This is a genomic window from Ruminiclostridium papyrosolvens C7, from assembly GCF_000421965.1.
GTDB lineage: Bacteria > Bacillota > Clostridia > Acetivibrionales > DSM-1351 > Ruminiclostridium > Ruminiclostridium papyrosolvens_A.
Genome location: NZ_ATAY01000076.1, coordinates 15,820 through 29,085, shown reverse-complemented (window position 1 = coordinate 29,085; position 13,266 = coordinate 15,820). Strand labels below are relative to the sequence as shown.

At 38.1% G+C, this 13,266-nt stretch carries 9 protein-coding genes; 1 reads left to right on the top strand and 8 read right to left on the bottom strand.

Annotated features, from left to right (window positions below; genetic code table 11):
• Positions 1-441 precede the first annotated feature (441 nt).
• The gene (locus tag L323_RS35600) at positions 442-1,542 is read left to right on the top strand and encodes a PRK06851 family protein (RefSeq protein WP_020816458.1); all 1,101 of its coding nucleotides are present in this window, start codon (positions 442-444) and stop codon (positions 1,540-1,542) included.
• A gap of 59 nt (positions 1,543-1,601) precedes the next feature.
• Here L323_RS35600 and L323_RS35595 read toward each other — a convergent pair whose 3' ends face one another.
• The 8 genes from L323_RS35595 to L323_RS35560 form a co-directional block, all read right to left on the bottom strand.
• Positions 1,602-2,561 carry an acetylxylan esterase gene (locus tag L323_RS35595; RefSeq protein WP_020816457.1) on the bottom strand — a complete coding sequence of 320 codons (960 nt, stop codon included), beginning with the start codon at positions 2,559-2,561 and terminating at the stop codon, positions 1,602-1,604.
• Positions 2,562-2,701: 140 nt separating this feature from the next.
• Positions 2,702-4,132 carry an NCS2 family permease gene (locus L323_RS35590; protein WP_020816456.1) on the bottom strand — a complete coding sequence of 477 codons (1,431 nt, stop codon included), beginning with the start codon at positions 4,130-4,132 and terminating at the stop codon, positions 2,702-2,704.
• Positions 4,133-4,603: 471 nt separating this feature from the next.
• A complete protein-coding gene (locus tag L323_RS35585) occupies positions 4,604-6,637 on the bottom strand; it encodes a class I tRNA ligase family protein (protein WP_020816454.1) in 2,034 nt (677 codons plus the stop codon).
• A 207-nt stretch (positions 6,638-6,844) separates the two neighbouring features.
• Positions 6,845-7,369, bottom strand: coding sequence for an antiterminator LoaP (gene loaP / locus L323_RS35580; RefSeq protein WP_020816453.1), 525 nt, complete (start codon positions 7,367-7,369; stop codon positions 6,845-6,847).
• Between the two features lie 369 nt (positions 7,370-7,738).
• Positions 7,739-9,877 carry a glycoside hydrolase family 3 C-terminal domain-containing protein gene (locus L323_RS35575; protein ID WP_020816452.1) on the bottom strand — a complete coding sequence of 713 codons (2,139 nt, stop codon included), beginning with the start codon at positions 9,875-9,877 and terminating at the stop codon, positions 7,739-7,741.
• Between the two features lie 95 nt (positions 9,878-9,972).
• Positions 9,973-10,827, bottom strand: coding sequence for a carbohydrate ABC transporter permease (locus L323_RS35570; protein ID WP_020816451.1), 855 nt, complete (start codon positions 10,825-10,827; stop codon positions 9,973-9,975).
• Entirely contained in the window at positions 10,824-11,708 is an 885-nt protein-coding gene (locus L323_RS35565) for a carbohydrate ABC transporter permease (RefSeq protein ID WP_020816450.1), read from the bottom strand. Before L323_RS35565 ends, L323_RS35570 begins: the two co-directional genes overlap by 4 nt.
• A gap of 112 nt (positions 11,709-11,820) precedes the next feature.
• Positions 11,821-13,140: an extracellular solute-binding protein gene (locus tag L323_RS35560; protein ID WP_020816449.1), complete on the bottom strand. Its 1,320-nt coding sequence runs from the start codon at positions 13,138-13,140 to the stop codon at positions 11,821-11,823.
• Between the last annotated feature and the right edge of the window lie 126 nt (positions 13,141-13,266).

Here is a 13,266-nt window from a genome sequence, read left to right as displayed (position 1 = left end):
TGCTATCAATGAGTAGTATTTGTGATTAACACGGTACTATTCAGTATTTCAGGCAAGCAAATTATTTGATAATTTTTTCACTAACAATCTTAACATACAGTTGTATAAATTTCAACACATGTTTTTGTCACATTTTTATTTTTTAAAGAAAATATGCAACTTTAAAATTTAAATAATTCATGTATATATATTCATACATAAGTATATTTATATATTTTTTTGTTTTTGCGCCAGTTGATTCAAGGCATACAGCTAATATGTATATGTTTTTAATTACATACAATGCAATTAATTGGTTTATAAAACGAAGTGTTTTAACTGTACATATTGCATGACACACCTGGCTAAAGTGGTTATTTTTAGTTAACAGGTTTAGCAATATTACTAGTATTCGCATATTCTGAAATATAATACCCAAGTTATTGAAAGGTGGAGTGTTTTTTGTGTGCAAAAATTATTAACTATTATGCTTGCGCAAACTCATCGAAGGGATTTGTAAATTACTTGGACGACAATATCAACTATCTGGACAGACTTTTTATACTTAAAGGAGGTCCTGCTACCGGGAAATCTACCCTTATGAAAAGGCTCGGCAAGGAATGGTACAACAGAGGTTTTGACGTAGAGTACATTCATTCCCCTTGTGACAATAGCTCTGTGGATGGTATTATTCTCCCTTCCTTGGGAATAGGCGTTGTAGACGGAACATTTCCTCACGTGGTTGAACCCAGAGCCCCGGGAGCAATTGAAGAGTACATAAACCTTGGTACTGCTTGGGACAGCAAAAAGCTAATTCCTCTGAAAAATGAGATTCTTAAAATTAATAAACAAATTGCTTTGTGTTATGAAAGCGCCTATAAACTCTTCTCACAGGCCCTGAAAGTTCACGATGAGTGGGAAAAGATATACATTTCAAATATTGACTTTAACAAAATGAATGAACTTACCCAAGAGACTATCAATACTTTAATCGGCAGTAACTTTCAAAATAAACAGGCCAGTGTTAAGAACCGATTCTTCGGAGGTGCCACCCCTAAAGGGTCTGTAGATTTCGTTATGGATCTTACCTCTGATATGTCAAACAGGTATTTTATAAAAGGCAGGCCCGGCTCGGGAAAATCTACGATGCTGAAAAAGATTGCCCAATCAGCTCAGGACAGAGGATTTGATGTAGAGATTTATCACTGCGGCTTTGATCCTGACAGCCTTGATATGGTTATTATCAGAGAATTGTCCGCAGCTGTATTTGATAGTACAGCTCCTCATGAGTATTTCCCTTCCAAGGATACTGATAGAATTATTGATATATACTCCTATGCTATTAAACCCGGTACTGATGAAGAGTTTAAAACACAGCTTAAGGATATCTCCTCCAGCTACAAGGGAATAATCTGCGAAGGTATACACTATCTTTCCAAAGCTAAAGATTTTAACGATGACCTTGAAAACATATACATAGATGCAATTGATTATGACATTGTTGATAAAATCAATCATGATTTAAGGCTTAAAATAGACGATTACTTTTTCAGTATGGCATAAGATAATAGATAAGGCACCCGGCGGATATTTCACACTCACACAGGCCGGGTGCCTCTATTTTAAAGATCCAGCATAAACTGATAGATTTTATCCAAAACTGTAGGAATATTTTCGTGTCCGTAATCAGGATAAATCAGCATTTGTTTTTTGGAAGTTATTTTATTATAGGCGGAGAATTGTGTTGAAGGCGGACATATATTATCCATCAGGCCCACGCCCATAAGAACCTCCCCCTCAATATGTTTGACAAGGTATTGTAAATCTATATATCCCAGTTTCTCAAACACTTCGTCTTCCCTCTCATGAAGCGGGTCAAAGAATCTGAAGTAATCTCTGATATCGTTGTAAGCGTCCTTTGCCAGATCCATTTCCCAAACCCTTTTGTAGTCGCACAGGAACGGATAAACAGGTGCGAGCTTCTTGATACGAGGTTCTAATGATGCACATGCAAGAGTCAAAGCTCCTCCCTGAGAAAATCCCATAGCCCCTACCCTGTTCTCATCAACCTCCGGCATTGACATTATAACTTTAGCCAATTGAGCCGTATCAAGAAAAACGTGTCTGTAAAACATATTTTCAGGCTTATCATCCAGTCCCCTCATTATATGCCCGTGAACAGTGTCACCCTTTACGCATCCCGAATCCTCTGAGCAGCCTCCCTGACCACGGACATCAAGTGCTGCAACAGAGTACCCCATAGCAACAAAATTCAGTTTGTCATTCCAGTCACCACTGTTACCTGTGTAACCATGGAATTGCAGTATGGCAGGATGAGGTTTATTCCCACCTTTGGGACGTAAATATTTCGCATGTACCCTTGCTCCCCTTACCCCTGTAAAATACAGGTCAAAGCATTCTGCAAAAGGTACCTGAAAGTCGGACGGAACAAGTTCAACCTTTGGATTTACGGATTCCATTTCTTCTTTTGCCTTAGCCCAGTATTCATCAAAATCCGGTGGGCATGGATTAATTCCATTATACTTTTTCAATTCTGCCAATGGCATATCAATTAACGGCATATACAAGTTTCCTTTCCATTTTCTATATATGTATTAAGCTTTTTTTATTTTACAATACAGCTTACAAAAAAACTACCCTTGTATGAACAGTCTTATTGACCGTTCATACAAAGGAAGTAAAAGTGGGGGAATATATATTATTAAAGTTTAAGCAATGCAGTTATCACATAGTTTAATAAGAAGAGTCCCGTTACAATGTACATGACAGGGTGTACGGACTTTGCTTTTCCTTTGAATATCTTTACAATCACATACATAATAAATCCGGAAGCAATACCACTCGATATACTATATGCAAACGGCATTATTGCGGCTGTAAAGAATGCCGGTAATGCTTCATCAAAATCATCCCATTTAATTTTTGCAAAGCTTCCCATCATCAGTACACCTACTATTATCAAAGCAGGGGCTGTAGCAGCTGCCGGAATTACTCCTGCGATAGGTGCAAACAGCAGACACAAAGCAAAAAGTATGGCGGTAAATACTGATGTAAGGCCGGTTCTTCCTCCCGCGCCTATACCGGCTGCACTCTCAACATAAGTTGTAGTATTTGATGTACCGAATATCGCACCAATGGAAGTAGCAATAGCATCTGCAAAAAGCGCCTTGTCCATTTTAGACTTGAAGCCTTTTCCCGCAAACAACTCTGCTTCATCCTTATTGTCAAATATACCACTCTTACGTCCTGTGCCGATGAAAGTTCCTATTGTATCAAAGGTATCCGACAAACTAAATGCAAGAATTGTTACCAAAACAAGAGCCAATTTCCCCGGATCACTGAACAAACCTGCAAAGTCCATCTTAAATGCTGTTTGAGCAACGTCAGCTACATTGTATGACGAGGACATGGAAATATCAGTTACATGTAACGGAATACCGATTAATGTAGATGAAATTATACCTATAAGTATGGCACTTTTCAATTTAAGAATCATTAAAACAGCTGTTATTACAAGGCCAATCAGTGCAACCTGTGCAACAGGATTTGTAAAATTTACAAAAGCCGGAACTACATTTGCTCCGTCAGCTACAACAGTAGCAGATTTGGGATCAGTTCCTAAGATTTTCAGAGGGTCCCAAGCCTTGCCTTCAGATGTAAATTTTAAAAATCCTGCACTTTTGAAACCTATATAAGCGATAAATAATCCAATACCACCGCCGATGGCTAACTGAAGCGATTCAGGAATAGCCTTTATAATCAACTTTCTTATCTGAGTTACCGTAATAATTATATTTATGACACCGCAGATAAACACCATTGCCATAGCTTGCTGCCAAGTGTATCCCAGTCCGAATACAACCGTAAAAGTAAAAAATGCATTCAATCCCATACCGGGAGCCTGTGCATATGGAACATTGGCGAATAATCCCATAATAAGTGTTCCTACAACTGCTGCAAGTATTGTTGCAACATAAACCCCACCTTTAGGAATGCCTGTCTGCCCTAAAATAGTAGGGTTTACAAAAATGACATAGGCCATTGTAAAAAAGGTAGTGAATCCAGCCATTGCTTCAGTTGCAACGTTAGTTCCACTCTCCTTTAGTTTGAATTGCCTTTCAAAAAAACTCATTATTTCCCCTCCTGAAATCATGTCGCCAAAAACCTATTTCCAATGTTTTGAAAAACAGAGTAGTTTTATGACGAATTTTAAATAATATTGTCAAAAATACAGGAATATTGTATCATAATTATTACTATTATCAAGCTTATTTACAGTATTCTTTAAAATAAACTTTTTTATGTTTCAATATGGATTTAAACATGAAAATGTTTGTGGTAAATATTACAGCAATATGGTGGGAAATGAAAAAGGCAAAACCAGCGGTTAGCTGGTTTTGCCTTTTAAAATTTAAATTTACTTTGGAGTAGTAACTTCTGTATTCGTCTTCTGACCGGGATTTGGAACCTGTCCGGCACTTGTCTTAACTCTTGCCTTTCTTTGATCAGGCTGTTGTTTTTTTGACATTAGGTTTTACCTCCAAAAGTTAAAATAACTTCAATTTTTATTTTGACAGGTTACCTAAAATTTTATGCATTCAAGTTAACTTTTCTCTTGTATCTGGCTTGGATGCTTTTCAAAAAAATCAACTCTTGGTTCCAGAAACTTGAGTTTATGATTTTCGGGATCCTGCATAAAATCATAAATGGTATCAAATATACGTTCCCAATTCCAGAATTCTTCGCCAAGGTTGAGATATTCAAGTATCATCTCTGTTCCTTTAGGTGCGATAGGATGCATAAGAACAGTTGCGGTTCTCACCATATGCAAAGCATCAACCAATACCTTTGTTCTGAGTTCATCATCATTATCCTGCTCTGCCTGCTTAATATACTTTGACCAGTATTTATTGATATTTCTGATGTAGCTGTCCATGAGGCTCATAACCAAATGAAAATCTGTTTTGTACATCAATCTTTCATATTCAATTATGGTCTTTTTTGATTCCTCAAGAATCTCACTGCTTACTTCAGCAACAGGCACTTTCCCGTCATAATACTTTTGAGCGGTATAGAAACATGACCTTATTGCTCTGTTAAATACATTTGACAGTAGGTTTCCTTCCTTAAGTACAGGGTCGCTGTCCTTTTCCGTGGCATTAGGATTGAACGGTTTAGGCTGGAAACCTACACTCTTTATTCCTAATCCAAGACTGAGGAAATGAGCTCTTAATTGCTCAAATGTATAGTGATTAAGTAGCTCATCAGCCTTTGGCGGCTTAATTTCACTACTGCTGCTGGCTTTTTTATTTAAAAATAATACATGGTTATTACATATCAGTTTGGGCAGCTGCAGCTCACCTTCCGGCGGATTAGCCGACACCACTTTGCCCTGACTTCCCATAAACATAGCCATTTCAACAGGCCCGTAGAAATAGATATTATCTTCACCAATAAACTGATATACCTGCGCCTCTTTAGAGCACCACCAATCTTTCCATGCATTTGAGTCTTCCTTCTGTTGCTCCAGATATGTCATTGTAAACGATATAGGAGCCCAAAGAGATTCTGGCCAAACCCATATGGTTAAGTCCTTCATATCCTCTAATACAGGCGAAGGAACTCCCCATGAAACATTACCTGTCAATCTGAAAGGTACAAGGGTTTTCCCTGTACGGAAACGGATACCATTTTCAGCAAGTATTAGACACGCTGCTTCTCTATGTGCAAGATTATTAAAAACCAGAAGTACTGATGACTTGTTTTTTTCATCACTCAATTCATATTCAGGGAGCTTATCTTTTATGGACTCCACTACTTCCATCTGATCCCTCTTTACATATATGGCAGGTGGTTCCAGAAACTCTCCTATACTTTTGATTACAAATTTTCTGGAACTCTTATCCTGCTCTAACTGGCCTACCCATTGTGTCAGTAAATCATGGAATTCGTCCAGTTCAAAGTACCAATTGGTTACATCTCTCATTTCAGGTTTTTTACCTGAAAGAGTACTCTTAGGATTAATTAAATCTATGGGCATATACTGATGTCCCAGTGAACATTCATCTGCATAGCCTCTTTCTGATGAACATCCGGCAATCGGGCATTGTCCCACAACCTGACGGCCATTAAGAAAAACATCAAGTTCTGTATCATAGAACTGGGACGTTGTAATCTTTTTAAGATGTCCGTTTGAATACAGCTTATTTATAAAATCAGAAGAAACTTTTTGATGAATTTCCGCCGCACGTCCTAATGCCGAAGCTGCAAAAATACTTATGTCGATTTGATATGAATCAAGTACTTCCTTTTGTTTTTTATGATTATACGTAACAAATTCATCTATAGTACCATCAAAAGACCCGCTATCAGCCAATTTACGATAATATTCCAATATAGGAGAGCCATAGCAATCAGTACCCGACACAAAGATTACATTTTCTTTTCCGATGCGGTCTTTAAGAAAACGTGCATAGGTGTCGGCATGTACAAAAACCCCACCGATATGTCCAAGGTGAAGTTCTTTATTTCCATATGGCATTCCAGCAGTTACGATAGCACGTTTAGGGAACTTGGGTCTTGAATTTGATATGTCAAATTCATCTATTGAATTAGTACTTCCTTTCTGATCGTTCATACAATAGAAATCTCCTTAATACCATAATTTGTGACAGATTACATTTATCTGTTTATTTTTAGCTAATTGTATCACTATTTATCTGCCCTGTAAACTAATAATGTCGTTCAAACTCATGGTTATAAGCATCTACGGGTTACTAACATATATTGATACACTTTATTATTGCCATAAATCCGCCACCTATAATGATAGTAAACATAAAAACTATTGTATCTTTTCAACGATTTCCAGTGCTACGTTTACAATTCTTTTGTCTCCCATAAATTCTATTTCTATCAAAGCTTGCTTTTTATGTCTGTTAATTTTTTTTATAATGCTTTCGCGTCCCTTAAGAGGCCCGTTTATTACATGTATTCTATCTCCCTTTATAATTCCCCTTGATGATTCGATGCAATGTTGGTTATTGCATAAATCAAGGAGCATCTGTTTTTCAGATTCCCTTACTTCTATTTCAGTATCGGAATATTTTAATATTCTAACTATGTCACTTGATGAATGTATTCGATTGTTCAACTTTTTAAGGAACTCATCCCCGGGAATCGCAGACTCAACAAAAACATATCCCGGGAATAAAGGTTTTAGTTCTCTCTTTATCACACCTGAAATTTTGAAAAGAAATTCATGCAAAGGAATAAATGGATTAGCCATTTCAGTATCAGCTATTTTATTCATGTATTGTTGCACTCGATGTTCTCTACCAGATTTAACAAAAAGTATATACCAGTACATCCTAATTTACCGCCCTTTTACACAGCCTCGCCCTATCACTTGACACACCGGAAAGCTACACTGTAATCAGATTATACTGCCAATAAGCATTTAACGTGACCCGGCAACGATTAAACACTCTATGGATTGCCTCAATAATTACCTACTTTTGAATTATTAAAGCCAATTATATACTTTTTTCCCATGCAGATAAATTATCTAAATTAAAGAAAATTATACCAAAAACTATATATGAATAACTATATACCTTTTTATGTAATCTATTATATCTTGTAACTATTATGTTCTAAAATGGTATGTACATAGAAAAATAAAGACCGTGAAAAGAATTTTCCCGGCCTTTATATGTGTATAAACTTGTATTAAATACTACTTAACGTTGAATGATACTTCCAATGGCTTCTTGCCTGATAATCTTTCACTGACCTTGTCTGGTTGTGACCCGTCAACATACAATGTGAAATCACCATTTTCAATATAACGTTTTCCTTCTTCATTAACTATAGTCATTGTATTTGAATCGATTTCAAAAGTCACGGTCTTCTTTTCACCGCTCTTTAAGTGTATTCGTTTAAAACCGCAAAGACTGTGTTTAGGAACCCTTACTGAAGCTTCCATATCCTTTATATATACCTGTACAACTTCATCCGAATCAACACTTCCTGTATTCTGAACATCTACCGATAAAGACAGGTTATCTCCATTATTTACAGTCTGAGGACACACTATATTGGAGTATTCAAAATTTGTATAGGATAAGCCGAATCCGAAAGGATACAATGCTTCGCCTTTCATGAACTTGTATGTTCTGTTTTCCATTGAGTAGTCTGCAAATGGAGGGAGCTCTTCTGTTGATTTATAGAAGGTAACAGGAAGTCTTCCGGCAGGAGAGTAATCTCCGAATATCATTTCCGCAAATGCAAGACCGCCCCTTGAACCCGGATACCAGCACTGAACTATGGCCGCTGCCTTGTCGGCTGCGTCTCCGATTGACAATGCACTTCCTGAGAGCAACGCTACAATTGTAGGCTTGCCTGTAGCAAGAACCGCATTAAGCAGGTTTCTCTGGGATTCAGGCAGATTTAGATCAGCCTTGTCTCCTCCAGCATCCAGTATTACGGTACCCTGATCGTTCTGTTCCCCTTCTACTGAAGCGTCAAGTCCAAGACACAGAACAATTACATCACTTCTCTCTGCCACAGAAACAGCCTCTTTCAGTCTGTCATCAGGCTGTGCGAGATCCTCTTCTCTGTTCATGAAAAGGTGACTGCCCACTGAATACCATACCCTTGTATCCTCGGAAACCCTTTTGCGGATACCGTCAAGGATAGTGATATTTTGAGATGGAGTTCCGCTGTAGTTGGCCCTTAGTGCCAAACTACTGTCTGCGTTGGGCCCGATAACAGCTATATTTTTAATCTTTTTGCTGTCTAATGGCAATAACCCCTCATTTTTAAGTAACACCATTGATTTTTTTGCAGCTTCAAGTGAAAGTTTGTTGTGTTCTACAGAGTCATTGACTTCATAAGGAATATTGTCAAACTCACAGTCATCATCAAACATGCCCAACTTCATTCTGGTTGTCATAAGCCTGATAGCTGCACGGTCAATATCCTCCTCAGTAATTCTGCCTTCTTTAAGTGCAAGGAGAATAAGAAGATACATATTTCCGCAATTAAGGTCACAACCACTCTTTAATGCAAGTGCCACAGATTCGGTTGGTGTTTTGGTAACTCCGTGCCCTTCATGGAAATCCTTTATTGCCCAGCAATCTGAAACAACGTGTCCGTCGAAGCCCCATCCATCTCTTAAAATGTCCTTCAAGAGGGTTTTGCTTCCGTTGCAGGGTTCTCCGTTGGTTCTGTTGTAGGCTCCCATTACTGATTCTACTTTTGCTTCTTTAACCAGAGCTTCAAAAGCAGGTAAGTATGTTTCATACAGGTCCTTTTGTGATACTACCGCATCAAAGTGATGTCTGTCGTCTTCAGGTCCGCTATGAACCGCAAAGTGCTTTGCACAGGCGGCTGTTTTAAGATATTTTCCATCGCCCTGCAAGCCTTTTACGAATGCAACTCCCAGTCTGGAAGTCAGATATGGATCTTCTCCGTAGGTTTCATGTCCGCGTCCCCACCTTGGGTCCCTGAATATATTGACGTTAGGCGACCAGAAGGTTATACCCTTGTATATATCCCTGTCACCTTTTTTTGCACTCTCATTGTATTTAGCTCTTCCTTCTGTTGCAATTACATCTGCAATTTTCTCAAGAAATTCATCGTCAAATATTGCAGCCATTCCTATTGCCTGTGGAAATACTGTTGCAACACCTGCTCTTGCAACTCCATGCAGAGCTTCGTTCCACCAGTTATATCTGGGAATTCCCAGCCTTTCAACAGGTTGTGCGTCGTACCTAAGTTGTGAGGCTTTTTCTTCCAAAGTCATTCTTGATACAAGATCAGCAGCTCTTTCTTTAAAAGTAAGGCTTTTGTCCAAATATTTTGGTTTTTCCATTTTCCAACCTCCACAATCCGCAATTATGCGATTAATAATATAACATCACTCAATATCCCATTATACAGGATATCAAGCGACATTATAAAGTCTTTTTAGCCTTTTACTGCTCCAACAACAAGACTATCCTGAACTTTTTTACTCATTATTGAATAAATGATAAGAGTTGGAATTGTAGCTACCATAAGACCAGCGCCTATTGGTCCCCACTCTGTTGTATATTGTCCCGCCAGAGACTGGATACCAACTGTTAATGTCTTGTATTTTGCATCGCTGATAAACACTACCGCATACATCAGCTCATTCCATGCCTGAAGGAATGTAAAGATTGTCACTGTGGCAATTGCCGGCTTCATAAGCGGAAGTATGATTGAGAAAAATATTTTATAAATGCTACAGCCGTCAATACATGCAGCCTCTTCCATTTCTCTTGGAATGGAACTCATAAATCCTGAAAAAATCAGTAATGCCATGGGGATTGCAAATGCAGTATACGGAACTATCAGTGCCCAGTAGGAGTTAACCATCTTTAAGTTTCTCAGCATTATAAATATAGGAAGAAGTGCTGAATGAAGAGGAACCGTCAATCCAAGTACAAAGAATGAATTTAAGGGCTTTCTCAGTTTAAATACCATTCTTGTCAATGCATATGAAGCCATAACCGCGATTATACTTGTAAGTATAATGGTTGCTGCCGTTACAATTACACTGTTCATGAAATACTTTCCTACATTCCCCTGCAGCAAAGCACTGCTATAGTTTGACCATAGCCATTTTGACGGAAGCCCTATAGGGTTTCCCCCGAAAATTTCAGAATTATCCTTTAATGAAAAAGAGAACATCCAATATAGAGGAAACAGCTGAATGACCGCTACTATGAAAAGTACAGCGTACATAAGGGTTTTTGATATGGAAAATCCGGAACTTCTATCCTGAACTATGTCACTCATTTTGCTTCCTCCTTTTCTCTGAACAATAGACTTACAAGAATGGATAAGGCAAAACATTCAAGGATTACAAATACAGCCATAGCACTACCATACCCGTACTGGTTACCTTTAAATATTGTACTTACCATATATGTGCCTATTACTTCACTTGCGTGGGCAGGTCCTCCGCCCGTCAAAACATATACAAGATCAAATACTTTCAGTGCGCCTGTAACAGCGAATATAACTGACACATTCAATACAGGCTTCAACATCGGTATTGTTATTTTCATAGATGTATTCCACCAAGAAGATCCGTCAATTACTGCCGCTTCAAAAACATCGGTGGAAATAGATTTTATACCTGCATACATTAAGAGCATATGATATCCGATATACTGCCATATTATTGGGATAAATGTAGCAGCCAATGCCCTTTTGGGATCACCCAGCCATTCTGATGCAAAAGACCCCAAACCTATTGCCTTTAATAATAAGTTAAGAATTCCATAATCAGGGTTATATATTTTCATCCATAGTTGTCCGATAACAACTGTAGAAATAATAACCGGTATAAAGTAAATAGTTACTAAGCTCTTTTCGAACTTAACGCCTTTTGCAAGTGTAAGAGCTAAAAGTAACGAAATCGGAAGTTGAATAAATACTGATGCAAATGCCAGAATTAATGAATTTACTGCTGCTTTGACGAATATTGGATCAGAAAGAAGTCCTTTATAGTTTTGCAGACCTATAAAAGTACCTTTGCCAAATCCCGACCATTCCTGTAAGCTGTAGTACGTTGACATTGCGATAGGTATTATTATTAATCCGATAAAAACAACCAGAGCCGGAAACAGGAAAAATACTATTGCCTTCTTATTGCCTAAAACTCTATCCACCAAACTCACTTCCTTCTATAAAATATATTTAATATGTTCATATAGTTTGGCGTCCATTTTTCTGCCACGTGTTGTTGACTAAAGCAAACAAATGGACGCCTTTTATTATCTTTGATTACTTACCATAAATTGTCTGTAAACTATCAACAAACTGTTGAGGAGTTTTTGAACCCATAAACAATTCCTGTAAAGAATTCAGGTAGGTCTCTGTATCTTTACCGGCAAGGAGTGTATCCCACCAGATTGTAAATGATTCAGCATCTTTGGTAAGATTAACAACATCAACAAGTGAAGGATTCAGCTTGCTTGTGTCAACATCTGTTTTCCATGCTGGCATTGAAGCACCTGAAAGATATGATTCCCTGGACATATTTTCAGCAAAGTACTTCTGGAACTTAAGTGCTTCTTCTTTGTTCTTTGAATTTGCACTTACCATTACAGCGTCAACAGCTCCACCTGTAAACTGCTTGGGATTTCCAAGTCCGCCCGGTATTGACGGGAAGGATATTGCCTTGATTTTTCCTGCAACCTTTGAATCCTTTGAGCCTGCTTTTCCTGCAGTCCAGCTGCCTTTGAACATCATTGGTATCTTTCCTTCAAAGAATGGTACCTCAGCTTCATCGTTTGATACTCCGGCAGCACCCTTTGAGAATGCTCCTGCATCAATCAACTCTTTAAATCTGTTAGCTGCATTCAGGAATTCAGGATCCTTGAATGAACCTTTCTTTGTAAGAGTTTTTGTTACCTTTTCAGGCCCTGCAGCTCTTAAGGCCATTACGTCAAAGTACATTGCTATTGTCCATTTGTCCTTACCTGAAACAGCCATAGGAGTTATTCCTTTGGATTTAAAGGTCTTTACGGCTGTAAGAAGTTCTTCCCAAGTAGTAGGAACCTTGACATTGTTCTTGTCAAAAAGTTCTGTATTTATAAACAATGCTCCACAGGAAAGGAAGAATGGTAATCCGTAAACCTTTCCATCGTAAGTTACATTAGTTAATGCACCGTTAACAAGCTTATTTTTCATATCTTCGGTCACATCAAGGGCTACTACTGAATTTGACTTAACAAATGGCTCTGAGAAACCGCCGCCCCATGTAGAAAATATATCAGGAAGCTCATTCGCTGCTGCCATTGCTTTGATTTTTGTCTTATATGCTTCATTTTCGTTAGTATCAACCTTGATCTTTACATTTGGGTTTGCATTCTGATAGTCATCGATAACTTTCTTAGCTGCGGGTGTAAACGGGTCTGCTGCTGAACCCCAAATATGGCTGAATTTCAATTCAACATTTTTAGCACTACTTGCACCAGCATTATTAGTTGTACCTGTGGCATTGTTACCTGTTGTATTCTTGCCGCAAGCCACCATTCCGACTGTTAATGCGCCAGCCAGTATAAATGCTGCTCCTCTTTTTGCCACTGACATTTTGTTCATCCTTATTCCTCCTTGAAATAATGTGATATGGTAATAATATAGGTAATGTTGCATAAAGTAAACGTAAAATGGTTACCTATAATTGTGCATTATTTTTACTCTTAGAATTGCTTTAAACCGCCTCCA